This is a genomic window from Pseudoteredinibacter isoporae, from assembly GCF_040372805.1.
GTDB classification, from domain to species: Bacteria; Pseudomonadota; Gammaproteobacteria; order Pseudomonadales; family Cellvibrionaceae; genus Pseudoteredinibacter; species Pseudoteredinibacter isoporae_A.
The window spans coordinates 185,369-208,900 of record NZ_BAABWJ010000002.1; the positions used below are offsets into that span (position 1 = coordinate 185,369).

Genomic DNA, 23,532 nt, shown 5'->3' on the forward strand with positions numbered 1-23,532 from the left:
CTGCCTGTTACAGAGCAGCAAAACCCGCCGATTATAGCACTCAAATTTGTTGCTAAATACTCCGAAAGCCCTTTTATTTAGGCATAAGCTTAGTCTGCGTGTCGTGGCACTGGCTCGTGTTGATGCAGTGGAATTCCGGGGAGTTGTTTATTTCCTGAGCGATGTTTGAGTGCTTTGTGCTTCTGTGTCGTGACCAGGTTAAAGGAATAGAGGGTTTTACAGGAATAAGTTGCCTTATTTTGCACGCCGAAGCATTGTCATTTGCTTTGGGCGTCCCCATCATGGCAAATACATTCAAACCAATGCGGTAGAGAAAGATTATGAATCCTGAGCTGAGCCGACTGAGCGAAGAGTTGTTAAATCGGGTGTTGGATCCCGTTCTTCATAAGGAACTTGGCACCTTGAATTGTTTGCAGTCCCAGCTTGTTGAAGGGACCCGTCTGAGCCTTAAGCTGCATTTTCCCTATCCGATTGGGACCTATCGCTGGTCGCTCGAACAGCAATTGCAGCAAGCCTTCAAGCAGCTGATTCAAGAGCAGGACAGCCCGGTGGATGAGTTACAGCTTGATATCAGCTGGTCGGCCGTGCGTTGTTTGCCCGAGAGCATCGAAGGTCTTGAAACCGTGGCGAATGTCATTGCCATTGCGTCAGGCAAGGGCGGGGTGGGTAAATCCAGTACAACCGTTAATCTGGCCTTGGCACTTGCCGCCTCAGGCGCCAAAGTGGGCATTCTCGATGCGGATATCTACGGTCCGAGTCAGAGTCATATGCTGGGTTTGGACGGTCAGCGCCCCAGGGTAAAAGCCGAAAAACAGATGTACCCACTGGAAGCCTTCGGCATGGCGGTGATGTCCATGGCGAATCTGGTGACCGATAAAACGCCAATGGTCTGGCGTGGCCCCATGGCCGCGGGGGCTTTGCAGCAGTTGCTATTGCAAACCGCCTGGCCAGAACTGGACTATCTTTTGATTGATATGCCGCCCGGTACCGGGGACATTCAGCTTAGTCTGTCTCAAAAGATCCCCCTCAGTGGCGCGCTTATTGTGACCACGCCCCAGGATATTGCCTTGATTGATGCGTTGAAGGGCATTGAAATGTTCAACAAGGTGAATGTACCGATACTGGGTGTATTGGAGAACATGAGTCATCATGTTTGCAGCCAGTGTGGTCACGAGGAAGCCATCTTTGGTCAGGGCGGGGGTGAGCGCATCGCCAGTCAGTACGGTATAGAGGTGCTCGGTAAGCTGCCCATCGATAAGCAATTGCGAGAAGATTTGGATAACGGCATGCCAACGGTCGTCAAGTCTCCCAATAGCCCCTTGGCCATGGCCTATGGCGAGGCGGCCTCAAAGTTGGTTGCGCAGCTTTATCTACAGTCCCTGCAGGGAAATAGCGGCCCGGAATTGGTTTTCAGTGACGATTAACGGCGCCGCTACGCAACTGAATACCGCTCCCCGGCTTTGGATCCGGGGAGTGCCAACCCTATCCCCGGCGATGACCCAACAACGGTTCGCTTTTCCCCGTGCCTAAAACACTATATGATTCGGCCCACTTTTCACCCAGTGGGTGCTGGGGTGTTGAACGTTAACAGAAAATAGGAAAGAGGCAGTATATGTCCATCAAGTCTGACAAATGGATGTGCCGTATGGCTGAAGAGCACGGCATGATCGAACCGTTTGAGCGCGAACAGGTGCGTTATAACAGTCAAGGGCAGCGTCTGGTTTCCTATGGTACTTCCAGCTACGGCTACGATGTGCGTTGTGCGGATGAGTTTAAAATCTTCACGAATGTGCATTCCACCATTGTTGATCCCAAGAACTTCGACGAAAACAGCTTTGTGGATATCAAAAGCGATGTTTGTGTCATTCCGCCAAACTCTTTTGCCTTGGCGCGTACCGTGGAATATTTCCGCATTCCTCGTAATGTCTTAACCGTGTGCTTGGGCAAATCCACTTATGCGCGTTGTGGCATCATTGTGAATGTGACGCCATTGGAGCCTGAGTGGGAAGGGCATGTCACCTTGGAATTTTCCAATACCACACCACTGCCTGCGAAGATCTACGCGAATGAAGGCGTGGCTCAAATGCTGTTTTTCGAATCCGACGAGGTTTGTGAAACGTCGTATCGCGATCGCGGTGGTAAATATCAAGGCCAGCGTGGTGTGACGTTACCGCGTACCTGATTGCGCTGGTCAGAGGCTTCATCTGTTTATAAATCACCCATCTTTCGTCCGAAAGGTGGGTGTATCCGCGAAAATCCTCGCTTTTATTCCATAAATCCCGCCTTTCCCGTTCCTTTAAAACTATACAGTCCTACACAAAACTGCTTGTTCATCATATAGTTAGCGACGACTGTTGATATTATTTGTACTTTATTCGTATTGGATACAGTCAAATACTGGACGATTTTCCTATCCCTCTACTATGATTGTTGTTGGGTGCCGGTAAATCGGAGGCGCCCGTATGTTGGCGTTCAGAAAATGATAACGCGTTCGGACAGTATTAATGTTCGCGAGCTACAATAAGGCTGGTGAATAACTGGTGAGATCGCAGTCGGGATGAATATCCCGCCGCTAAAAAGCACCTTACCCAGGATGAAGGCGACCCTTGGGCCGCGAGTTGAGAAGAATAAGATCAACGTTTTGGGTTAGGGCTGAGATTCAGCCCAGTGCTTGTGATGTTGAGTGAGCAGTTTTTCGGGGATTTGAAAGTGAAACGACGGGATTTATTGCTGGGTTTTGTAGCCGGCGCAGGTGTGACGGGTACAGGCTCTTATTTGTGGCAATCGCTGACCGATGAGGCGGTGGATGATTTGCCGTCACAGGCCCAACTTGGTGATATTGACCCCATCCCTCTGGACCCCCCGAGCGATGCTGAATTCGTTATGCCCCATCCGGCAGACCAACTTTCCCCACAGACGCAGTTGAGTAAACAGATTTCCCCAAATACCGCTACGGGTGCACCGATCGATGGTGAGCCTTTGGGTGGTCAGTCCCTGACCGGGACTGTGATTCGTGACAAAGCCGAGCAGGTCGTCAGCCCTGAATTGGAAGTCTCGCCTGAGGCCGCCTCTGGTGAGCAAGCGGTACAAGCCCAGGTTCGTCAGGATCGTGAGCAAATCATTGTATTAGACCCTAATGCTCAAGAGCAGGGCGTAAACCTGGAAAAAGTTCGTCTGTTTGAAAACGATTTCCACGACGACGTGTTTTTGCCTGCCGAGCAACGCCGTATTCTACTGTCTGTTGCACTGCGCTTGGGACGAGTTCAAAAAATTGTCGGGCATGGCAATTTCAATGTTCTGGGTTTTGATGAGGCTATTCGCTTCAGTAAAAAGTACAGCAAAATTGGCCGTTTTACGGACGAAGAATTGGCCTTTATGGAGATGGTTTTTGAAACCCAGGCCAGTGAATATGGTTTCTTTGGTGAGAAGGTTTCAGGCAGCTTGACGGATCGCATCGCGAAAAAAGACATTGTCAAAGTGCCTTATTCCGGCCATTACCTGTTTGCAGGAGATTCTCTGAATTATTACAACAAGCTGAAGAATGATGTGGGTCAGAATATCATTCTGACTTCGGGTATTCGCAGTAATGTGAAACAAATGATGCTGTTCCTGAACAAGGCGGCCGAGTCTGAGTTTAATTTGTCCAAAGCCTCCCGTTCCCTGGCGCCACCGGGGCACTCCTTCCATGGTATTGGTGATTTCGATGTGGGCCGTATTGGTTGGGGGGCGAAAAACTTTACTGATCAATTTGCCGAAACCCGTGAATTCAAAAAAATGGAAGATCTGGGTTATGTGCAAATTCGCTACACCTCTGACAACCGTCTGGGCGTGCGCTATGAGCCTTGGCACATCAAGGTTGTATAACGCATAACATGGGCGACGTCCTACCGTTTAAACGCAAAACCGCTGCAGAAAAACACAAAGGTAAAAGTCTTTGTCGCAGCGGCTTCCATAAATGGAAAATCTGTTCAGCCAAGCAATTCGATGTGAAGCAGGGTAAATTGGTTACCCGCTATCGCTGTGAGCGCTGTGGTGCCGAAAAGGTTGAGGCCCACTAGCTTTCTCAAATACCGTCTGAAGCTGGCTATTTCACCCTGTCCTCAGGGCACCGTTTATATCACTGTCATTTAAAGCTGGTATAGTGTCCTATTGAACCAAAACCCATTGACCTATTTAGGGAGTTTTCTGTGAGCACCATCCGCCGTACCAAAATCGTTGCCACCCTTGGCCCATCTACCGACGCCCCTGGCGTTCTGGAGCGAATTATCAAGGCTGGTGTCAATGTGGTGCGGATGAATTTCTCCCACGGCAGTCATGACGACCATCGTCTGCGTGCACAACAGGTGCGTAAAATTGCTCGCAGGTTGCATCGCACCGTCGCTATTCTAGGTGATCTTCAGGGCCCTAAAATTCGTATAGCCCGTTTTAATGATGGTCCAATCGAGTTGGCCTTAGGTGATGCATTTGCGCTCGATTCCAGTCTTGATCGCGACGCCGGCAACCAGAATGAAGTGGGTATCGATTATTCGGATTTGCCGAAAGACGTTTCCGCAGGGGATCGTTTGTTGTTGGACGACGGCCGTGTGGTGTTGGAAGTGACGGGCGTGGAAGGCAATCGAATTGAAACCAAAACCGTTGTTGCGGGCAAGCTGTCCAATAACAAAGGCATCAATCGTGAAGGTGGCGGCTTATCAGCGGAAGCTTTGACAGAAAAAGATCGTGCGGACATCAAGTTGGCAGTTGAGATCAAAGTGGATTATCTGGCTGTGTCTTTTGTTCGCAGTGCCGATGATATGAATTTGGCTCGTCGTCTGATGAAAGAGGCCGGTGGTGAAGCCAGTCTGGTGGCCAAGGTTGAACGCGCGGAAGCGGTTTCTGACAAAGATGTGCTTGACGGGATTATTCAGGCTTCCGAGTGTGTCATGGTCGCCCGTGGCGATTTGGGGGTGGAGATCGGTGATGCTGAATTGATCGGGGTGCAAAAAGACTTGATCAGCCGTACTCGTAAGCAGAATCGCTTGGTCATTACCGCGACTCAAATGATGGAATCCATGATCGACAGCCAGCTGCCCACTCGCGCTGAAGTGTTTGATGTGGCGAATGCTGTATTGGATGGTACCGATGCGGTAATGCTGTCAGGGGAAACGGCGGCGGGGCAGTTCCCGGTTGAGACTGTCGAGGCGATGGCGCGGATCATCATTGGTGCGGAGCGCAGTCCTGAAATTCAACAGTCTCATCACCGTTTGCATCAACAGTTTGATGCCGTCGACGAATCAATCGCCATGGCCGTAATGTATACCGCTAACCATCTTGAAGGGGTGAAAGCCATTATCAGTTTGACTGAAACGGGTAAAACACCATTGTGGATGTCTCGTATCAGTTCCAGTCTGCCGATCTTTGCGTTTACCGCCCAGCAGGACGCTGAAAATCGCATGGCGATGTTTCGCGGTGTGGTGCCAGTGACGTTTAATACTTTGATTGTTCCACCGGATGAAATGAATCAAAGTGTGGTAAACGAATTGCACCGCCGTGGTGTTGTTGAATTAGGTGATTTGGTGATCCTGTCGAAAGGTGATTACATCAACGTGCACGGTGGAACCAACACCATGAAGATCGTTCGTGTTGGCGATGCAATTGCCTAGTTTGCCTGTCTTGATCACAACGGGCGCCCGCTGGGAGATTCAGTAGGCGCCATGTTGAAAATTTCCAATAATGTCTTTCTGGCGGATGAAGAGATTGAGCTAAAAGCCATTCGCAGTCAGGGCAGCGGGGGGCAAAATGTCAATAAAGTGTCCTCTGCCATCCACCTCCGCTTTGATATCCATAAATCCAGTCTGCCTGAGTTTTATCGCGATCGTTTGCTTAAATTGCAAGATCAACGTATCAGCAAAGAAGGCATTATTGTCATCAAGGCACAAGAGTATCGAAGTCAGGATAAGAATCGCGCCGCGGCGCTTGAGCGTTTACAGAGTTTAATTCGTTCAGTGGCTTACACGCAGAAAAAACGCCGAGCCACCCAACCCAGCCGGGCGGCAAAGGCGAGACGCCTCGACAGTAAGAATAAGCGCGGACAAGTCAAAGCTAACCGCGCAAAACCACAGTTCTAATTTTCCGTCGGCCAGGCTTGTCAGGACAATACCAAACGGTAATGATTAAATTCAACCGGTTGGCTAATGGTGATATCCAACGGGTTTTCGCCACCATTAAATTGGGCCAGATAGCGTCCCGTCTCCTGCTGCTCAATGTTGCTCAAGGCCTGATAGTGTCCCAGCACGCGTTGCAACATCCACTGGCCGTATGTCAGGCTCATTTGCTGCTCGCTGACGTTGCCAATGGTAAAGTCTTGCATCCCTAACATGCGTGGAACCGCTGCACCGGTCGATTTGTCGCTCGCCCAATCACTGAGGTTCTGGCTGCTGCGCAGCAGTGATGGCCAGAATTCTTTGAATAATCGACTGAGAATGGATTCAAGTATTTCCGGCACATCATCATTGCTCAGAAATTCGCCCTGAATATCCGCAGAGCGATTCATGCGCTCTACCCATTCGGCTACCTTGGGTGCTTTCTCGCGCATCAGCTTTCCTGGGTAGGGGTCGCGATACAGGTGTGCGTACAACGGGCCCATGAGACCAAAATCACCAATGCTCGGGCGACTGCCAAGCAGAAAGTCCTGCTGGCTGAACAGTGTATTCAATTGGGCCAGGAATTCTTCATACCAAGCTTCAATTGCAGGTATGCTCTTCTCGGTAATGCCGAGGGGGGAAACGTAACCGGAAAACTTATCGACCACTTTTTTACCCAGCCAACGCTGAATAAATTTGGGCCAGCCGGGGGCGACACTGGAACCGAATTGCCCTTTAATGAATTCAAGATTGTCTTCAGGGAAATTCCAGCGGTAATGCATGGCCGGCAATCTCAACCATTCATCGCCATACAGTTCGAAAAGTAATGCGACCATTTTCTGTTTCGGGCTGGAGGGAAGAATGGTCTTATCCGGAAAGCGCTCCTCAAAATGATCCAGAATCAGGCTGCTGTCTTGCCAATACTCGTCCTGGGGTGTTTTCACTACCGGAATCATTCCCACTCCGGTGTTGGGAAGAATAATTTTTTTGTACACCTTCATTGACGAAATTTCTTCCTGATAAGGAATGCCTTTGTAGTTTAGGTAGGCACGTACCTTGCCGGTATACAGAGACGCTGGAGAGCCGTACAGAGTGTAGTGTTGAGTCATTTTGAAGATCCAGGGCGATATTATTGCTTTTCTAGAGTGTGATGACGGCCATTATAGGGCCTGTGTGGGGCATTTCCGATGGCCAAAGTTGCCCAGAGCTGGGTAAAAAGTAACGAATTGCGCTGTTGCCGACGGTGCTCGAGCGACACTTCCCGCAATGAATAACAAGAAGAGAGCGGTGCGCAGATCACGTAGAGTAGTAACTTAAAACCTGGAGAACAATTTGCGAAACAATTGGCAGTGAGGTCGGGGAAACTGCAGTGCTAAAAATAGCCAGGCCTTGCGGCCTGGCACTCGGCAGGGTTGCGTATTACACGCTAATTCGAATATTGGGATCGACGAAGTTCAGCAGTTTGCCGGAATCGATCAGCTCGGCAGCGTGTTCGATATCCGGAGCGAAATAGCGATCTTTGTCGTAGAAGGGCACCAAGGCACGCAACTCGGTCTTGGCTTGTTCCAGTGTTTTGGAGCTTTTCAATGGCGAGCGGAAGTCCAGGCCCTGGCAAGCGGCGAGAAACTCGACAGCCAGAATGCCGCCACAGTTCTCGGCCATGTCCTGCAATCGGCGTGCAGCAAATGTCGCCATGGAAACATGATCTTCCTGGTTGGCGGAGGTTGGCAGGCTGTCCACAGAAGCGGGGTGAGCCAGTGTTTTGTTTTCACTGGCCAAGGCGGCAGAGGTAACTTGCGCAATCATGAAGCCGGAGTTGACGCCGCCATTGTTGACCAAAAACGGTGGCAGACCGCTCAGCTTGGAATCAATCAGCAAGGCCATACGACGTTCTGACAGGGCACCGATTTCCGCAATGGCGATCGCCAGATTGTCGGCAGCCATAGCAATGGGTTCTGCATGGAAATTGCCGCCTGAAATAATCTCATCATCGGCTTGGAACACCAGAGGGTTATCTGAAACCGCATTGCATTCCGTCAGGATAGTATCGGCCGCATTGCGAATCTGCTGCAGGCAGGCGCCCATAACCTGGGGCTGACAGCGCAGCGAGTACGGGTCCTGAACTTTCTCACAGTTCTCATGGCTCTCTTCGATTTCGGAATGATCCAGCAGAGCGCGGTAGGCGCTGGCCATGTCAATCTGGGTTTGATGACCACGCACCGCGTGAATGCGGTGGTCAAAAGGTTTGCGTGAACCCTGTGCGGCATCGACGCACAAGGCGCCAATTACGGTGCCGGCAGCCAACATGTTTTCTGCGGCAAACAAACCTTGCAGAGCCAATGCGGTAGAAGCCTGGGTGCCATTCAAGAGCGCCAGACCTTCCTTCGGAGCCAGTACCAGAGGATCGAGCCCGGCGAGTTCCAGTGCAACTTTCGATGAAATCACCTGGCCCTGATACAGAGCCTCCCCTTCGCCTAACAAGACACAGCTCATGTGAGCGAGAGGAGCCAGGTCACCGCTGGCACCCACGGACCCTTTGACAGGAATGCAAGGATAAATTTCCTTGTTCAATAAAGTGACCAGCGCTTGAATAACCTCCAGGCGGATACCGGAAAAACCGCGCGCCAGAGAATTAATTTTTAACACCATCAATAAGCGAACGGTGGCTTCGCTCATGAAGGCACCGATGCCAGCGGCGTGGGACAGGACTATACTTTTTTGCAGTACTTCCAGTTCCGAGGCATCGATGCGCGTGTTCGCGAGTAAGCCAAAGCCAGTGTTGATGCCATAAACCACGCGATCTTCTTCAATCACTTTGGCAACCGTGGCAGCAGACTTTTCGATGTCTGCAAAACAGCTGGGGTCCAGCACGATATTGTGCGGTGCCAGATCCAGTTGTTTCAATTGGGTCAAATTCAGTTGACCCGGTACGATACGTAATTCTTGCATGTTCGTTTCCTACCTCAGTCCTTATTGGTCCAGCATGGGAAGATTCAGGCCATTTTCTTTGGCGCAGTTAATAGCGATGTCGTAACCTGCATCGGCATGGCGCATCACACCAGTGGCTGGGTCATTCCACAAAACGCGGCCAAGACGTTGTTCTGCTGCATCGGTTCCGTCGGCGACAATCACTACACCCGCATGCTGGCTGAAGCCCATACCCACACCGCCACCATGATGCAAACTCACCCAGGTTGCGCCACCGGCCGTGCTCAGCAATGCATTCAGCAGCGGCCAATCCGATACGGCATCGGAACCGTCTTTCATGCTTTCGGTTTCGCGGTTAGGAGAGGCCACAGAACCGGAATCCAAGTGATCACGGCCGATGACGATGGGGGCTTTCAGCTCGCCGTTTTTCACCATGTCGTTAAAGGCTTTGGCCAAACGTGCGCGATCTTTCAGACCAACCCAGCAAATACGAGCAGGAAGACCTTGGAACTCAATACGCTCTCGCGCCATATCCAACCAATTGTGCAAATGGGTATCGTCGGGAATCAGCTCTTTGACTTTCGCATCGGTTTTATAAATATCCTCAGGGTCACCACTCAAGGCTGCCCAACGGAAAGGTCCAATGCCTTCGCAGAACAATGGGCGAATGTAAGCGGGTACAAAGCCTGGGAAATCAAACGCGTTTTCAACGCCGACTTCTTTCGCCATTTGACGAATGTTGTTGCCATAATCCAGAGTTGCCGCGCCGCGCGCTTGCAAGCTCAACATGGCTTGCACCTGAACGGCCATAGATTCCTTGGCCGCTTGCACAACCGCTGCTTCATCCTGTTTGCGCATTTCAGCGGCTTTTGCCATGCTCCAATTCTGAGGCAGGTAACCGTTGAGGGGGTCATGTGCGCTGGTTTGGTCGGTGACCACATCGGGAGTGATGTTGCGCTCGACCAGTTCCGGGAATATATCGGCGGCATTGCCCAGCAAGCCAACGGAGATTGCTTCACCGGCTTGTTTGGCGTCTTCGATCATCGCCAAGGCTTCGTCGAGTGTGCTCGCTTTTTTGTCGAGATAACGGTTAGACAAACGGAAGTCAATTCGGCTTTCGTCACATTCAACTGCAATCATGGAGAAGCCGGCCATGGTGGCGGCCAGAGGTTGAGCGCCACCCATTCCGCCCAAGCCGCCGGTCAATACCCATTTACCGCTGGCGTCACCATTGAAATGCTGGCGGGCCACGGCACCGAAAGTTTCGTAAGTGCCTTGGACAATGCCCTGAGAGCCGATGTAGATCCAAGAACCGGCGGTCATCTGGCCGTACATCATCAGCCCTTTTTTATCCAACTCATTAAAGTGTTCCCAGTTGCCCCAATGAGGAACCAGGTTGGAATTGGCGATCAAAACACGGGGAGCGTCGGCGTGGGTTTTAAAAACTCCCACAGGTTTACCGCTTTGTACCAGTAGAGACTCGTCATCTTCCAGATTGGTCAACACCTCAACAATTTTGTCGTAGCAGGCCCAGTCACGGGCGGCGCGACCGATACCGCCATAGACCACCAAATTGGCAGGGTGCTCGGCCACTTCCGGGTCGAGGTTATTCATCAACATGCGCAGTGCAGCTTCGGTTAACCAGCTTTTCGCGGTTTTGTCAGTGCCGGTTGCGGCTTTAATTACCCGCTTGGGATCGTGGCGAGAGTCAGTGTTCATAAATCACCTATAGTTCGGCTTGGCCATCATGGGCCAAATGTACTCGGGCGCGTGGCCCGCTGTGTGTTTGTGTGTTGTATCTTTTCTTGTGTCTTTCGGTTGTGTTAAGGAGCGGTGGGTCAGCTACCGCAGGAGCAAAGAGAAATCGTTTACTGTTTAACGTGGCCGCCCAGGCAATAGCGATCACCGGGATGAATCAAGCTCGCCAGACTGACCACGCCGTTGGCCGACCAGGTTCGACGGCTGACCTTCAAGCAGGGGGCTGTCAGATCGATATCCAGTGCTGAGGCGATTTGTGCGTCGACCAATACGGCTTCAATTTTGTGGCTGGCTTCGGTGAGCGGCGCAACCTGGCTGAGGTAGGCGTTGGGCGTGCTCTGGCTGAAATCCTGCTGCAAATACTTGGGAGCCATGGCGGGATTGACCAGGCGGTCTTCCCACTGCAAGGGGATATCATCTTCAAAATGCACAATCACGCTGTGGAACAGCTTGCTCCCTGGGGGTACATTCAACAGCCAGGCATGTTGTTCATCCGCTTCACAGCTTTCCATTGTCAGAATTTCTGCCCGGTAACGATGGCCCCGCTGTTGAACTTCATCGGCAATATTACGAACTTCCATCATGGAGGCGATCGGGCGCTGTTCGGCGACGAAGCTGCCGAGACCCGGTGTGCGCACCAGCAGACCAGCTTCGGTCAACGCTTGCAGAGCTCGGCGTGCGGTCATGCGGCTGACCTCAAACTGCTCGCAGAGCTGGTTCTCCGAAGGAACACGGTCCCCTGGGCGCAGATCACCTTGATTAATGCGTGTCTCGATGTGTGCCTTGATGGTTTCAAACCGCGGTGTTGCCATGTGCCTGTGTCCTGCGCCGGCGCGCTGAGTGCTTCATTTTGAAGGTTCAAATGCGCTAAGCATTGTTTAGTATTAGCTTGTCTATGGTTGTATATACAACTAGAATGCCATTAACTTGTCAATGCTGGCAAGACATAATGTCAATAATCTTTCCGCTGGCCGTGAGGCCGGTGACCGTAAAAGGCCGAAATATGCTGGAACAGCTGATTGAAAACGTTCATTTGATTACCCTGGACCCGGAGCGTGAAGGCGCTTACGGCGTGCTGGAGAATGCCTGGGTGAGTCTTCACGAGGGCAAGATTCACAGCTTGGGGCAATCGCAGGCACCGGAAGCCGAAGTGACCGTCGATGGGCAAGGACAGTTCATCAGTCCAGGTTTGGTCGATTGCCACAACCACCTGATTTGGGGGGGGAACCGCGCTGAGGAATTTGAATGGCGTTTGCAGGGGCGCAGTTACCAGGAAATTGCCCAGGCCGGTGGAGGCATTGCCAGTACGGTGAAGGCCACCCGTGAAGCCAGCGATGAAGTGCTCTATCAAGCGGCGGCCGAACGCCTGCAAGCGTTGCTCGAAGAAGGTGTCACCACCGTTGAGGTGAAGTCTGGCTATGGCTTGAGTCTCGAGCACGAGCTTAGAGTCTTGCGAATCGCCAAACAACTGGCCAAAGTATTTCCTGTACATATCAGTACCACCTTACTGGCAGCCCATGCTTTGCCACCGGAATTCAATGGCGAGAGTGATGCCTATATTGATCTGGTTTGTCAGGAGATTATTCCCGCCGCTGCCCGAGAGGGCTTAGCCGATTGCGTGGATGTATTTTGTGAAGGGGTGGGCTTTTCACCCGAACAATGCCGCCGGGTATTTGAAAGTGCCCAAGCCCATAGCTTGCCGGTAAAAGGCCATGTAGAGCAATTGAGTGATCTGGGTGGGGCAAAGCTGGTGGCCGAATTCAACGGTTGGTCTGTCGATCATATCGAATATCTGCAGGCCGAAGATGTGCCCCACTTGACATCATCGGGTACTGTGGCGGTGCTATTGCCCGGCGCATTCTACTCCTTAAAAGAAACACAAATGCCCCCGATTCAGGCCTTGCGTGAAGCCGCAGTTCCCATGGCGGTGGCGACAGACTTAAATCCAGGCACATCCCCCTTGGCATCTCTGCGCTTGGCTATGAATCAGGCCTGTGTATTGTTTGGTTTAACACCGGAAGAAAGCCTGCGGGGGGTGAGCCAATACGCCGCTCAGGCACTTGGCCTGGGAGAACAAAAAGGAATATTGCGTGAGGGGTTTGATGCGGATTTGGTCATGTGGAACATTAGCCATCCGAGCGAACTCAGTTATGGCTTCAACCTGGTCAAACCGTCAGCGATATTGCGAAACGGCGTTTGGGTGTAGCTTTGGCGTCATTAAAATATTTAACCGCGAGAATAACCATTTAAGAGGTACTCAATGTACACGCCTTTTCAAGCTGATTTATGGCAGGGACGAGTGGATTCGGAGGAAGATCGTCCCGCTCCGCGCTGGCATCAAGTGATCAAAGCCTATGAGGACAATGCAGAAGATTTGCAACAGGCACCTGTGGTCTTGGGTTTTGCCTGTGACGAAGGGGTACGTCGCAACAAGGGGCGTGCTGGTGCTGCTGAGGGTCCCGATGCTTTGCGTCGTGCCCTGGCAGGACTAAGCTGGCAACCTATTACTTACCTCGGTGCAGAGCTTCACGACCGTCTTTATGATGCGGGCACGGTGACTTGTGTGTCTGGTGATATGGAAGCGGCCCAGTTGGCTTATGCCCAGCGCTTGGCTCACATTGTGCAAAAGGGCGGGCTCCCTATTGGATTAGGGGGCGGGCATGAAATCGCTTGGGCCAGTTACAGTGGGCTCGAAGCGGCTTTGCGTCAGCAGGGCAAAGACGTGGCCGATTTGGCCGTGTTGAATATTGATGCTCATTTGGATTTGCGTAAACCGGCGGATCAAGGTTCATCCGGTACCCCGTTCCGGCAAATTGCCGAGCATCGCGAAGCCCATGGCTGGGAAGTGAATTACGCTTGTCTCGGTGTAAACCCGAGTGCGAATACCCGCGCCTTGTTTGATTTTGCTGCAGACAAAGATGTGTATTGGCGAGCTGACCTTGATTGCACTGAATTGGATTTGCCGGCCATTGATCTGGCCTTGCGAGATTTTCTGAGCGACAAATCCGGTTTGTATTTAACGATTTGCCTGGATGCTATTTCGGCGCCGTTTGCGCCCGGTGTCAGTGCGCCTTCTGCACTGGGCCTGTCACCCAATGTTGTGCTGCGTATCATCCACCAGTTGCGCCAGATGTGTGATGAATTATCTGTGCCTTTGTATCTGATAGATATCGCGGAGCTGAATCCAAGCTTTGATATTGATGGCCGTACCGCCAAATTAGCGGCTCGCTTGATTCAGGCTTGTGTGGAGTAAATCCCGCAGAAAGAGAATGTGCAGCTGGCTCGCAAATTCTCTTTTGTGATTTTTAGTCGCTTTGTTCCTCAGCGTTCTCTTCTTCCTCCTCTTGATCGTCGTCATCTTCATCATCGCCATCGGGAATGGCAGCATCAACTACCGCGACGGTGCCTTTAACCGCGACTTTACCGACCCCGATAACGGTGGACGCCGCCGCATCGGCGATGGCGACTACGGTACAGCCTTGCATCAAAGAAATATTGGAAAGGAATAAAGCGAGCAGGAACAATCGTGAAGGCGTGAGTATCATCAAAAACGCGTAAATCTGTGCAGGAACATGCCGCTTATACTGGCAGCAATGCAGAGGAAAAACAATGGCCAGATATTGACTTGGCTGTTGCTGTCGGCCATCAATTGGCCAATCAAAAAGGTGCCCAAACCGCCACCGAGTATCATCGCCGTACCATTGAAAATCCCCGAGCCCTGAGCAACCAAATGTGGAGGAAAGAGGGTTTGCACAATGGGGTGTTCACAGGCGGTGAACGCGGTGATGCAACACACTCCCAGGGTAAAGCCCATCATTGTGACAAACAGGGAAGCCTGATTGAACGACAGAAACAGGGTTAGGCCTCCCAGGAAAAAGCAAATGGCCGCATTGCGCGAGCGACGACTGGTTTTGTCGCCCAGCCAGGTAAAAAAGGCGAGTGCAATCAAGGAAAATAAATAAGGAATGGTGTTCAGGTAGGCCAGATCAGAGTATTCAACATCCGGGCGGCTGGCGAGATAAGAGGGGGTCCAGTTGCTGATACCCACGGCCAGCATATTATTAAAGATTCCCATGCACTGGGCCGCGATATAAGCCGGGCTGCGCAGAACTTGCCACAAGGCGCTGCGTTGTTGGGCGCTGTTGTTTTCAAAGGCGTGTTGATCGGATGCCTCTGGCGGGTGGTCTTTCACCATGAAATAAACCAAGGGCAAACTCAGAACCAGACCGGCAATCGCCAGCAAGTGAAAACCACTGCGCCAGCCCAAATGGTGCATGACGGGCACCAGCAAAAGTGGGCCAGTGAGAATGGCCATAAACAAGCCGGCCATCCAGATGCCGGTTGCGCGACTGCGTTCGCGATCCTCAAACCAGTTTTTAGTGAGCTGGTTCATCATGGGCACATGAGTACCTTCAGATAAACCCAGTAGAATTCGACTGGCAATAAACAGCAATAAAATATGACTGAACACCGCACCAAGAGACGTAAAAATAGACCATAGTACGATGATGATTAACAAGCTTCGACGCGGACCTAGCCTGGCGGCTAAAGGCGTGAGAAATAAATTGGCGAGACCATAAGCCATATAAAAACAGCTCATCAGCAAGCCGCCATAATACTGCTTGTCACTCAGACTCCATTGCATTTCCTCGGCAATCAGAGGCAGAGCCAGGCTGATGTTCATCCGGTCGAGATAACCGATGTACATGGTGATCATCAGAACCAGAGGAATTCGCCAGCGCCCAGAGTGGGAGGCCTGTTCAGACGGCGTATTGCAATGATCTATGGGAGGAATCTGGGGTGCAGGCATAATGCAGCATCTCAATCGGCAATCCCGCCGGATTTATTGTTATAGGTTTTATATCGACACGTTTGACTGGCGATTGTTTAAATGCCCGAAGTGAACGTGAAACATATTCGGGCATTTGGACACGCTTTAACGCTAGTCTTTATTTTGCAATATGTTAAGTGCTAAACATGCGGTTTACAAATTCTGTGATCAGTTGATCTCGAATTTGATGGGGCATGGCGTTCAGCAGGTTGTTAACCTCATCCATATTTTCGGGAGGCTCGGAACCATCGCCACCAAACATGGCCGCTAAGTCACTGAATAATTGAGGGCTGGGGTTGTCAAAGAGCGCCGCAATTTCTTCGGGCAATTCGACCATTGCGGCTTGAGCATCCTCGGTGTCCAGCTCTTGAACGCAGGCGCGAAGGTCCGTAAGAAATTCACGAAAACCATGGAGATTCCCGTGGCTGATGGTCAAATGAATATTCGCGGGAGACGCACCAAAGGCAAACTGGGGTTGAATATACCAGTTTCGCTTTTTCATTTGCTCGGCGAGTTTGAAGACATCAATTTTGTCCGAACTGAAAGCCAACAAATTCATTTTTGAATCGCCTAACAGCGTCAGTTGGGGAATGTCGCTAATAGCGCCACGAATTTCGTCGCAGGCCGCTTGGGTTTTCGCAACCAGATCAAGGTAACCCCGTTTGCCCAGTTTGTTCATAATAGCCCAGCAGGCCGCGACGGGACCGGCGCTTTTGGTGGACATGACCGTTGGGTTAATCACTGAATAACCGCTCCAACCAGACCAGGCGAAATACTGATGGCGGCGCATGAGTTGGCCGTGTTTGTACAGAATGGCCGAAGCGCCTTTGGCGGCGTATCCCAGTTTGTGGAAATCCATGGAAATTTGGGTGACGCCGGGAACCGACAGGTCAAACTCTCCGGTATCGAAACCAAGTTCATGGGCAAAGGGCAGATACATTCCGCCAACGCAGCAATCAACATGGAACAGCAGCTCATGTTTCAAGGCAATTTCCCCCAGCGCACGAATGGGATCAATGACACCGTGCGCGTAAGAGGGGGCCGACGCTACCATCATAATAGTGTTGGCGGTAATGGCATTGGCCATTGCGGTGGGGTCGGCGGTAAAGCTGATGGGATCAACCGGAACCACTACGGGTTTCACATCAAAGTAATGGCAAGCTTTGAAAAAGGAGGCATGCGCGGTTTCGGGCAGCAGCAGCTCAGGTTGAGTAATGTCCGGTTTGTTCTCCCGAGCGTAATCCCGAGCGGTTTTTACGGATAAAAGCAGGCTTTCTGTACCGCCGCTGGTAAAGGTTCCCTCGGCCTCCTCATCACCGTTCATTAACTCGATGGCCATACGAAGAACGTCTTTTTCAAGCTCCATCGCTGAGGGAAAGGTGGTTGGGTCCAAACCATTTTCAGTCAGATACATATTGAACGCGTCTTTGAGCAGGGCCATCGCCTCTGGCCCCGCATCGTAAACATAGGAAAACACGCGGCCCTCGCGCCAGTTTAGGTCTTTGTTCTGGCGCGCTTTTAATTCCGCTAGCAGTTCATCGCTATCACGGCCTTGCAGGGGAAGTGCAGTTGTTTGGGTCATTTGATTCAATCCATCTGTATCACCATATTGGCACTATCGTACCAATATGGTGAGTAATAAAACAAGCCAATGGGGACTGACAGAGTATTCGACAACTGGCGGGTAGGGCAATTTCGCGCTCAATGGTCGCGACGCATGGAATGAGAACTACGGTCTGGCGGGACTCGCACTGAACATTCAGCCTCATATGTAGAGGCAATTTTGAATCGAGCGTTGTTTATCCCTTGACCAATATCGATGTCATCGTTAGTATGGCCGCACTTTCATCCAGAGAGTGGCATTTCGCCATCGCCAACCTGCCAACTTGGGCAAGGTGGTTGCTGAGAAGGAACGACACATGAGCGTTCCCAGCGATGAGGCTAGCCGATAAGCAAACACGATAAATGTGTTCTGCAATCGCTAGCAACAAAGCAAGGCTACAGGCATATCGAATATCGAGCCCTCACTGGACGTGTTAACAACACCCAACCATTGAGGGCTTTTTTGTGGCTGACTGTTTGAACAAAACGTTCAATCTGAAACGTAACTCCGATAACCGCATTGAAACGCGAATGTGAAGCTCCGTGAGAGAACTTCAACGAGCCAAGAGGCTCACCGCAATGCGTAAGATCAGGAGACAAGCCATGAGCAAGGCAATCGATTTTTGGGTTCGGCCCAACAGCCCTTTTTTGGGGATATCCCCTCAACGATGTGCACAACATATCCATCGTCAAAACTGTTTCAATGCAGGCGTGCTGGTTCACGACGCACTTTATCTGTACCTGGCGGACGGCAAAATTCCCGGACGTAAAGGGACGATCTATGCGGTGATCGCGTATAATCCCCAGAGCAATGAAATCCTTTGGCAACACAATTACCCATGTTTGGAAGAGGCTCTGGAGCAATGCCAACAGCAAGTGAATGCACTGAGCTTGCCAACGCCCTGCCGGAACGACACTCAGGGCAACGCAGCTTAATACAACAGAGACAATACGGATTGGGTTGCTGGCTATGAATACTATGCAACGTTATTTGGGCGTGGTGGGCAGTGCCTCCTTTGCCAATGGCGTTCAGGTGGTTTTGCTGCCCTGGTTGGCTCTTCTGAGTCTGAATTCCTCGGCTCAGGAGCTGGGTTGGGTTCAGGCCAGTGTCTTATTGCCGAGTTTATTATTGATGCTCCTTGGGGGCGTACTCGCCGATCGTTATCCCAGTGTAAAATACCTCGCGGGGCTTTATGCGGCCCTGGCGCTAGCCCATTTTTCTTTATTGGGTTTGCTGCATGCCAAAAACCTGCAGCTTCCGGCGCTCATCATTTATGGCATGGTGATCGGAGCGATCAATGCTTTTATTCAACCGTTGCGAGAACGCTTGTTGGCTAACGTTTCCAACACGACCGTGCAGCGTTCGGTCAGCTGGGCAAGTTTTTTTCAGTACAGTCTTCAAGCCAGCGGCGTGCTGCTGGCCGGGCAGATTGATCAAATTGGCATTGGTCCTGTGCTCGCCCTGCAAGTATTGGCGTTGCTGTTGGCGGCGGGTTTGTGTTTGAGTCTCGGTGAAGTTAAAGCCAAGCGTTTTGAACTCGCTGCCTGGTCCTATGGCTTATCCTACTGCTGGCGCAATAACATCACCCGCAGCCTGACGGTTCTCGTCGCCTTTAATGGCTTTTTGCATATTGGTGTTTTCGTGGTTGTGCTGCCGCTCCTGGTTCGAGACGTGTATCAACGCAGCGCGGATTTTTATGCCTGGTTACAACTCAGCTTTGTGTTAGGCACCATCCTCGCGACCATGGGATTAATACGCCGGGCGGAGGTTCAGCGCCCAGGGCGTGCGCTGTATCTTTGTGTGTTTTATGCGGCGCTGATTATGTTGGCAATCAGCGCCGGTCCCTTGTTAAGAGGTTTGTTTATTCTGGTGTTTTTCTGGGGCTTGTTGACGGGCGTGTCGGCGAGTCTGGGACGCAGCTTGATGCAGTCACAGGCCCCGCAATCTCTGCGCGGACGTTTATTGTCTATCTACCAGCTCGCGCTTTTCGGTTCGGCGCCATTGGGGGCAATTGCCGCAGGTTATGGTGCTGAACATTTTGGCCTGCAAATCGTATTACAGATTTCAGCCGGGGCGAGTGTTTTATTATTTGTGTCGGCGTATTTTCTGAAAAGTCTATGGCGCGTCGAACAGGGTACTGATCAAGACATAAAACCTGATCAGTCGGTTTCCTAGATCTGACCACGAAACGCAATCAAGCTGGCCGTTACGGCAACATTTAATGATTCCACCTGATTGTTCATCGGGATGGCGAGCATTTTATTGCAGCGTTCGCTGACCAATTCACTGACACCGTGGGTTTCATTCCCCAAGACAAAGATATTGGCTTTATTGCTGGGCACATCTTTCAATTGAGCCTTGGCGTGTGATGACAGACCGTACACATCGGCAGGGTGTTGATCGTGTTGGCGAAAATCTTCCAGGCAGCGATGCAGTTGTTTGCAACGTAAAATACGGGTACGGAACAGGGTGCCGGTACTGGCTTTAATAACCAGTGCATCCAGTTTGGCGCACCCTTTTTCCGGAAGAATCAAACCGTCCACAAAACCGGCGCAAACCGAGCGAATAATCATGCCCAGATTTTGTGGGTTGGTAATACTGTCCACTGCGAGCAGTTGGTAATTAGGCTTACTCGGTGCTCGTAAAAACGCCTTATAGTCGCCGTAGGCCTGGCAAATTAAGTCGGCCGCGACGCCCTGGTCCTGTTTGGCATTCTTTGAAATTCGCGACAGCCCTTGGCGATCGTGATAAACAATTTCCGCCCCTCGAGCTTCAGCAAGTTGGATGATCTCTTCTACGATGCCGTCGCTGCGATTCGTCTTTGCCAAATGCAATCGATGCAGGTCGATGCTTGTGTCCTGCAAGGCTTCCAACACTGGCTTGCGTCCGAAGACAGTAAGCAGACTGTCGAAGAAGCGTTTGCGTTCAAGGTATTCAGGACTGTCGTTTTGACTCATAACATCGAATGGTGTGCGGATTCAGAAAGGGCGCAGTATACCGGCATTGCGGCTAAAACTGACAGTTTCTTGGCCCGGGTCGATGATTTTTTGTTTTTGGGCCTGAACAGGGGTGCAGCGACTTAAAAAAGTCGGTATGTTTGCCCTTCATATAATTTATTGTTGTCCATTGCCATCATTCATAAAATTTATAAGGGGCTATTTCATATGAACATTATCAAACGGGAAGATATCGAATCGGTTATCGGTCAGGTTTCCGAGCCAAGCCCATGGCACACCATTACCCAAGAGCAAATCAATGTGTTTGCCGATTGCACGTTGGACCATCAGTTCATTCATGTTGATCCGGAGAAGGCCAAGCAGACGCCCTTTGGCACCACTATTGCGCACGGGTTTTTGAGTTTATCTTTGCTTTCCCATTTCGCCGAGAGCTGTGGTTTTGTGATGGAAGGTACCCAGATGGGGGTGAACTATGGCTGTGATAAAGTGCGCTTCTTAGCGCCGGTTAAGGTGAACAGCCGAATTCGTGGTGTGGCCAAGTTGCAATCCATTGAAGAGAAGCATCCCGGCCAATTTATGATTAAGTCCGAATACACGGTGGAGATTGAAGGCGAAGATAAGCCGGCTTTGATCGCTGAGTGGATTGCCATGGTATTTGTTGCCTGAGGGCAGAAAAAACGTTTTGACGATTGCTGGAACGAGGAAGAGCAATGAGTGTTGATTTTAGTGGCCGCGTGGCCATCGTAACGGGTGCCGGTAACGGCTTGGGCCGCAGCCATGCCTTGGAGCTTGCCAAACGGGGTGCCAAGGTTGTTGTGAATGATCTGGGAGGCGCTCGCGATGGCACGGGTGCTTCCAGTGCCGCCGCCGATGAAGTGGTGAACTTGATTGTCGCAGCCGGCGGTGAAGCGTTCGCCCACGGTGCGAATGTTGCCAAGTTTGATGAAGTGGAAGATATGGTCAAGCAGGCCATGGAGCGCTGGGGACGCGTTGATATTCTGATCAACAATGCGGGCATCCTGCGCGACAAGTCATTCAGCAAGATGGAATTGGCCGATTTTCAGCTGGTGATGGATGTTCATCTGATGGGGACGGTGAACTGCTGTAAAGCGGTTTGGGAAATCATGAAAGAGCAGCAGTACGGCCGTATCGTGATGACCACATCATCCAGTGGTCTGTATGGCAATTTCGGCCAGACCAATTACGGTGCGGCGAAAATGGCCGTGATTGGCCTGATGAATACTCTGGTGTTGGAAGGTCAGAAATACGATATCCGCGTGAACGCTTTGGCGCCAACAGCGGGCACGCGTATGACAGAAGACTTGATGCCTGAAGAAATCCTGGCGATGCTTAAGCCAGAGTCCGTTACGGCAGGTGCTCTGACGTTGGTTACCGATGAAGCGCCTAATAAACTGATTCTCTGTGCGGGCGCGGGTGGCTATGCAGTGTCAAAGATTGTGGAAACCGAAGGCATCTTTTTGCCGGAATCTGACCAAAACCCTGAGGCCGTATTGGCTCAGTGGGATACGGTCGTTGCGAGCGAGGGTGAACGAGAATTGGAAAGCGGCGCCAAGCAAAGTGAGAAGTTCCTCACAAAAGCGATGACGGCTTTACAGGGCGCATCCTAGGGCTCAAATCAGTAAGTATTTGATACTCTTAAAAAAACCAGCAGAAGTGTATTCTGCTGGTTTTTTATTGCCTGCGCTTACGGTGTCACTTAACCCGCGATTCCTTCGTCTAATCGAAGGTCATAACCTTTTTGACCCAGAAAGCTCTCAGGTCATGCTATGGTTAATCTCTAAATTCATATTGTGGGGGCAGTATGCGAATCACAGGAAGTAAGGTTGCTCGTTGGAAGCAGCCCATGATCATTACAGCCGCAATACTGATGAGTGCGGCTGGTGTCGTACATTCCAAAGCTCTGGATCGTGGCAGCGATGCCCCAGAGGTCTTGGTTCAGACGCCGTTGACGGCTCAATGGCAGCTTCAGTCTGGTCCACAGTACTGGCAACAGAGTTCTTCGATGGGAGGCAGTGCCTATTCCCAGGCGAGTAAACCTCTATCGCTGTCGATGTTCACGGTCAGTGGCCCGATTCAGGGTCAAGCGGCCGCCTATAGCGCGTCGGCGTTGAGTGTCGCGTTTGATTTCGCGCCCAAGCGCTGTGAAGATCGGCGTTTGATTCAATGGCCTGCGCCTGCTTATTGGGGAGATCTCGTGCAAATCCGCAACGCGGCTTTTTCTGGAGACTGGGGGCAAGTCTTAAGTTTGTCACTGGCCCAGGTTAAAGCCCTTCCAAACTATTCCTCGGTAATGGCTGAGCACATCAATTTGATCGCCAATCGTCATTTGGAATTTCTGGTGGATTATAAACGTCGTTTGCTGAGCGTTGTTTGGCCATAAGCCTGGCGCTTCGTTAAATTGTATTGTTGGGGGCAGACCTTGTCGTTTGCCACAAAAAAGCCCGAGCATCTCGGGCTTTTTTGTGGGTTGTGAAAACCAAGGAAGTACTTAGACGTTGACGCCTTGTTTCTGCGCTTCCAACTTGCGGCGATATTTGGATTGGATGATATCCACAATCACCAGTACGGTCACTGAGAAGTAGAAAGTCGCTTTCGACATCGGCTCGACCGGGTGGCCAAAGAGTTTCAGGTGTGCCTGATGGCCGCCTTCACCCAGTAATACCACACCTACAATCAGAAGAATGAATAAGCCCAACACTTCGTACTTGCGATTCGCTTGGATAAATTCGGTAACTCGGTCCGCAAGCAGGTACATCGCGGCACCGGAAGCCAGAATGGCGACAGCCAATACGGCAAAAACATCCGTAATTGCCAGTGCAGAAAGAATCGAATCAAAACTGAAAATCAAGTTCATAAAGACGATCATCGCAGTGACTTTCATTGCTGAGCTGGCCTGGCGTTCGCTGTGTTCCGTTGCCAGATCGTCAATCGACAGCAGGTGAAAGATCTCTTTTACGGCAGTGTACATAATAAAGACGCCACCAAAGAGAAACACGATCGTAGCAAAATTAAAGGAGCCTTCAATCACGCCTGTCCAGTTAATATCAAAAAACGGTTCTGTGAGAGAGGAGATCAGTTTGATCATCACAAACAGCAGGACCACTCGGAGCGCGACGGCAATGATAATACCCCAGCGTCTAACGGCCGCTTGTTGGGCTGCTGGCGCTCGTTGGGATTCAATGGAAATGTATAAAAGGTTGTCGAAGCCCAGTACGGCTTGCAGAAAAATCAATACCGCCAGATTGGCGAAATTTTCGACGCTTAGAAGTTCGGCCATGAAAACATCCTGATGTTTTACGGTTTATTGTGAGG

22 protein-coding genes and 1 riboswitch are annotated in these 23,532 nt (G+C 51.2%); of the genes, 13 read left to right on the forward strand and 9 right to left on the reverse strand.

The annotated features are described in order from the left end of the window. Nucleotides 1-320: 320 nt before the first annotated feature. The 6 genes from apbC (at nucleotide 321) to arfB (ending at nucleotide 6,107) form a co-directional block, all read left to right on the forward strand. Nucleotides 321-1,424, forward strand: coding sequence for an iron-sulfur cluster carrier protein ApbC (gene apbC / locus ABWW03_RS07200; protein WP_353407341.1), 1,104 nt, complete (start codon nucleotides 321-323; stop codon nucleotides 1,422-1,424). Nucleotides 1,425-1,612: 188 nt separating this feature from the next. Beyond that, nucleotides 1,613-2,182, forward strand: a complete 570-nt coding sequence (dcd, locus tag ABWW03_RS07205; protein WP_353407342.1) for a dCTP deaminase — start codon at nucleotides 1,613-1,615, stop codon at nucleotides 2,180-2,182. A gap of 494 nt (nucleotides 2,183-2,676) precedes the next feature. Next, nucleotides 2,677-3,864: a M15 family metallopeptidase gene (locus ABWW03_RS07210; RefSeq protein WP_353407343.1), complete on the forward strand. Its 1,188-nt coding sequence runs from the start codon at nucleotides 2,677-2,679 to the stop codon at nucleotides 3,862-3,864. A gap of 8 nt (nucleotides 3,865-3,872) precedes the next feature. Continuing rightward, nucleotides 3,873-4,058 carry a hypothetical protein gene (locus ABWW03_RS07215; protein ID WP_166846866.1) on the forward strand — a complete coding sequence of 62 codons (186 nt, stop codon included), beginning with the start codon at nucleotides 3,873-3,875 and terminating at the stop codon, nucleotides 4,056-4,058. Nucleotides 4,059-4,187: 129 nt separating this feature from the next. Then, nucleotides 4,188-5,642, forward strand: coding sequence for a pyruvate kinase (gene pyk, locus ABWW03_RS07220; protein ID WP_353407344.1), 1,455 nt, complete (start codon nucleotides 4,188-4,190; stop codon nucleotides 5,640-5,642). A 51-nt stretch (nucleotides 5,643-5,693) separates the two neighbouring features. Beyond that, the gene (gene arfB / locus ABWW03_RS07225; protein WP_353407346.1) at nucleotides 5,694-6,107 is read left to right on the forward strand and encodes an alternative ribosome rescue aminoacyl-tRNA hydrolase ArfB; all 414 of its coding nucleotides are present in this window, start codon (nucleotides 5,694-5,696) and stop codon (nucleotides 6,105-6,107) included. A 20-nt stretch (nucleotides 6,108-6,127) separates the two neighbouring features. On the opposite strand, the gene ABWW03_RS07230 is transcribed toward arfB, so the two are convergent. The 4 genes from ABWW03_RS07230 to hutC form a co-directional block, all read right to left on the reverse strand. Next, entirely contained in the window at nucleotides 6,128-7,231 is a 1,104-nt protein-coding gene (locus tag ABWW03_RS07230; protein WP_353407348.1) for a glutathione S-transferase family protein, read from the reverse strand. 310 nt (nucleotides 7,232-7,541) lie between these two features. Continuing rightward, nucleotides 7,542-9,071: a histidine ammonia-lyase gene (hutH, locus tag ABWW03_RS07235; protein ID WP_353407351.1), complete on the reverse strand. Its 1,530-nt coding sequence runs from the start codon at nucleotides 9,069-9,071 to the stop codon at nucleotides 7,542-7,544. Between the two features lie 21 nt (nucleotides 9,072-9,092). Next, nucleotides 9,093-10,769, reverse strand: coding sequence for a urocanate hydratase (hutU, locus tag ABWW03_RS07240; protein ID WP_353407353.1), 1,677 nt, complete (start codon nucleotides 10,767-10,769; stop codon nucleotides 9,093-9,095). Between the two features lie 149 nt (nucleotides 10,770-10,918). Beyond that, nucleotides 10,919-11,620 carry a histidine utilization repressor gene (gene hutC, locus ABWW03_RS07245; RefSeq protein ID WP_353407355.1) on the reverse strand — a complete coding sequence of 234 codons (702 nt, stop codon included), beginning with the start codon at nucleotides 11,618-11,620 and terminating at the stop codon, nucleotides 10,919-10,921. A 137-nt stretch (nucleotides 11,621-11,757) separates the two neighbouring features. On the opposite strand from hutC, the gene hutI reads away from it, so the two are divergent. After that, nucleotides 11,758-13,014, forward strand: coding sequence for an imidazolonepropionase (gene hutI / locus ABWW03_RS07250; protein WP_353407358.1), 1,257 nt, complete (start codon nucleotides 11,758-11,760; stop codon nucleotides 13,012-13,014). A gap of 54 nt (nucleotides 13,015-13,068) precedes the next feature. Further along, nucleotides 13,069-14,061, forward strand: a complete 993-nt coding sequence (gene hutG / locus ABWW03_RS07255) for a formimidoylglutamase (RefSeq protein WP_353407361.1) — start codon at nucleotides 13,069-13,071, stop codon at nucleotides 14,059-14,061. Between the two features lie 52 nt (nucleotides 14,062-14,113). Here the strand turns inward: hutG and ABWW03_RS07260 are convergent, their stop codons facing one another. The 3 genes from ABWW03_RS07260 to ABWW03_RS07270 all read right to left on the reverse strand — a co-directional run bounded on the left by ABWW03_RS07260 (nucleotide 14,114) and on the right by ABWW03_RS07270 (nucleotide 17,221). Continuing rightward, the gene (locus ABWW03_RS07260) at nucleotides 14,114-14,353 is read right to left on the reverse strand and encodes an NF038104 family lipoprotein (RefSeq protein ID WP_353407364.1); all 240 of its coding nucleotides are present in this window, start codon (nucleotides 14,351-14,353) and stop codon (nucleotides 14,114-14,116) included. Then, nucleotides 14,353-15,618 carry an MFS transporter gene (locus ABWW03_RS07265; protein ID WP_353407366.1) on the reverse strand — a complete coding sequence of 422 codons (1,266 nt, stop codon included), beginning with the start codon at nucleotides 15,616-15,618 and terminating at the stop codon, nucleotides 14,353-14,355. The genes ABWW03_RS07260 and ABWW03_RS07265 overlap by 1 nt, the downstream gene beginning before the upstream one ends. A 154-nt stretch (nucleotides 15,619-15,772) precedes the next feature. Continuing rightward, nucleotides 15,773-17,221 (reverse strand): pyridoxal phosphate-dependent decarboxylase family protein, encoded by a 1,449-nt coding sequence (locus ABWW03_RS07270; protein WP_353407367.1) that lies wholly within the window; start codon nucleotides 17,219-17,221, stop codon nucleotides 15,773-15,775. A gap of 258 nt (nucleotides 17,222-17,479) precedes the next feature. Beyond that, nucleotides 17,480-17,609, forward strand: a riboswitch (SAM-I-IV-variant riboswitch). Nucleotides 17,610-17,844: 235 nt separating this feature from the next. On the opposite strand from ABWW03_RS07270, the gene ABWW03_RS07275 reads away from it, so the two are divergent. Together ABWW03_RS07275 and ABWW03_RS07280 are read left to right on the forward strand one after the other, a co-directional pair. Beyond that, nucleotides 17,845-18,177, forward strand: coding sequence for a hypothetical protein (locus ABWW03_RS07275; RefSeq protein WP_353407368.1), 333 nt, complete (start codon nucleotides 17,845-17,847; stop codon nucleotides 18,175-18,177). Between the two features lie 34 nt (nucleotides 18,178-18,211). Continuing rightward, a complete protein-coding gene (locus ABWW03_RS07280; RefSeq protein ID WP_353407369.1) occupies nucleotides 18,212-19,417 on the forward strand; it encodes an MFS transporter in 1,206 nt (401 codons plus the stop codon). Here the strand turns inward: ABWW03_RS07280 and ABWW03_RS07285 are convergent. Then, complete coding sequence (locus ABWW03_RS07285; RefSeq protein ID WP_353407370.1) at nucleotides 19,414-20,199, reverse strand: TrmH family RNA methyltransferase; 786 nt, start codon at nucleotides 20,197-20,199, stop codon at nucleotides 19,414-19,416. The two genes, ABWW03_RS07280 and ABWW03_RS07285, sit on opposite strands and share 4 nt — an antisense overlap. 207 nt (nucleotides 20,200-20,406) lie before the next feature. Between ABWW03_RS07285 and ABWW03_RS07290 the strand changes: the two genes are divergently transcribed. The 3 genes from ABWW03_RS07290 to ABWW03_RS07300 all read left to right on the forward strand — a co-directional run bounded on the left by ABWW03_RS07290 (nucleotide 20,407) and on the right by ABWW03_RS07300 (nucleotide 22,600). Beyond that, complete coding sequence (locus ABWW03_RS07290) at nucleotides 20,407-20,865, forward strand: MaoC family dehydratase (RefSeq protein ID WP_353407372.1); 459 nt, start codon at nucleotides 20,407-20,409, stop codon at nucleotides 20,863-20,865. A 44-nt stretch (nucleotides 20,866-20,909) separates the two neighbouring features. Further along, complete coding sequence (locus ABWW03_RS07295; RefSeq protein ID WP_353407374.1) at nucleotides 20,910-21,827, forward strand: SDR family NAD(P)-dependent oxidoreductase; 918 nt, start codon at nucleotides 20,910-20,912, stop codon at nucleotides 21,825-21,827. Nucleotides 21,828-22,063: 236 nt separating this feature from the next. Next, nucleotides 22,064-22,600, forward strand: a complete 537-nt coding sequence (locus tag ABWW03_RS07300; RefSeq protein WP_353407375.1) for a hypothetical protein — start codon at nucleotides 22,064-22,066, stop codon at nucleotides 22,598-22,600. 108 nt (nucleotides 22,601-22,708) lie between these two features. Here ABWW03_RS07300 and ABWW03_RS07305 read toward each other — a convergent pair whose 3' ends face one another. Then, on the reverse strand, nucleotides 22,709-23,497 hold the full coding sequence (locus tag ABWW03_RS07305) for a TerC family protein (RefSeq protein ID WP_353407376.1): 789 nt from the start codon (nucleotides 23,495-23,497) through the stop codon (nucleotides 22,709-22,711). Nucleotides 23,498-23,532: the final 35 nt, after the last annotated feature.

What these genes read in the sequence shown, in the direction of transcription:
- apbC (WP_353407341.1), top strand. Translation starts at nt 321, where the DNA reads ATGAATCCTGAGCTGAGCCGACTGAGCGAAGAGTTGTTAAATCGGGTG.
- dcd (WP_353407342.1), top strand. Translation starts at nt 1,613, where the DNA reads ATGTCCATCAAGTCTGACAAATGGATGTGCCGTATGGCTGAAGAGCAC.
- ABWW03_RS07210 (WP_353407343.1), top strand. Translation starts at nt 2,677, where the DNA reads ATGTTGAGTGAGCAGTTTTTCGGGGATTTGAAAGTGAAACGACGGGAT.
- ABWW03_RS07215 (WP_166846866.1), top strand. Translation starts at nt 3,873, where the DNA reads ATGGGCGACGTCCTACCGTTTAAACGCAAAACCGCTGCAGAAAAACAC.
- arfB (WP_353407346.1), top strand. Translation starts at nt 5,694, where the DNA reads ATGTTGAAAATTTCCAATAATGTCTTTCTGGCGGATGAAGAGATTGAG.
- ABWW03_RS07230 (WP_353407348.1), bottom strand. Translation starts at nt 7,231, where the DNA reads ATGACTCAACACTACACTCTGTACGGCTCTCCAGCGTCTCTGTATACC.
- hutH (WP_353407351.1), bottom strand. Translation starts at nt 9,071, where the DNA reads ATGCAAGAATTACGTATCGTACCGGGTCAACTGAATTTGACCCAATTG.
- hutU (WP_353407353.1), bottom strand. Translation starts at nt 10,769, where the DNA reads ATGAACACTGACTCTCGCCACGATCCCAAGCGGGTAATTAAAGCCGCA.
- hutC (WP_353407355.1), bottom strand. Translation starts at nt 11,620, where the DNA reads ATGGCAACACCGCGGTTTGAAACCATCAAGGCACACATCGAGACACGC.
- hutI (WP_353407358.1), top strand. Translation starts at nt 11,758, where the DNA reads ATGTCAATAATCTTTCCGCTGGCCGTGAGGCCGGTGACCGTAAAAGGC.
- hutG (WP_353407361.1), top strand. Translation starts at nt 13,069, where the DNA reads ATGTACACGCCTTTTCAAGCTGATTTATGGCAGGGACGAGTGGATTCG.
- ABWW03_RS07260 (WP_353407364.1), bottom strand. Translation starts at nt 14,353, where the DNA reads ATGATACTCACGCCTTCACGATTGTTCCTGCTCGCTTTATTCCTTTCC.
- ABWW03_RS07265 (WP_353407366.1), bottom strand. Translation starts at nt 15,618, where the DNA reads ATGCCTGCACCCCAGATTCCTCCCATAGATCATTGCAATACGCCGTCT.
- ABWW03_RS07270 (WP_353407367.1), bottom strand. Translation starts at nt 17,221, where the DNA reads ATGACCCAAACAACTGCACTTCCCCTGCAAGGCCGTGATAGCGATGAA.
- ABWW03_RS07275 (WP_353407368.1), top strand. Translation starts at nt 17,845, where the DNA reads ATGAGCAAGGCAATCGATTTTTGGGTTCGGCCCAACAGCCCTTTTTTG.
- ABWW03_RS07280 (WP_353407369.1), top strand. Translation starts at nt 18,212, where the DNA reads ATGAATACTATGCAACGTTATTTGGGCGTGGTGGGCAGTGCCTCCTTT.
- ABWW03_RS07285 (WP_353407370.1), bottom strand. Translation starts at nt 20,199, where the DNA reads ATGAGTCAAAACGACAGTCCTGAATACCTTGAACGCAAACGCTTCTTC.
- ABWW03_RS07290 (WP_353407372.1), top strand. Translation starts at nt 20,407, where the DNA reads ATGAACATTATCAAACGGGAAGATATCGAATCGGTTATCGGTCAGGTT.
- ABWW03_RS07295 (WP_353407374.1), top strand. Translation starts at nt 20,910, where the DNA reads ATGAGTGTTGATTTTAGTGGCCGCGTGGCCATCGTAACGGGTGCCGGT.
- ABWW03_RS07300 (WP_353407375.1), top strand. Translation starts at nt 22,064, where the DNA reads ATGATCATTACAGCCGCAATACTGATGAGTGCGGCTGGTGTCGTACAT.
- ABWW03_RS07305 (WP_353407376.1), bottom strand. Translation starts at nt 23,497, where the DNA reads ATGGCCGAACTTCTAAGCGTCGAAAATTTCGCCAATCTGGCGGTATTG.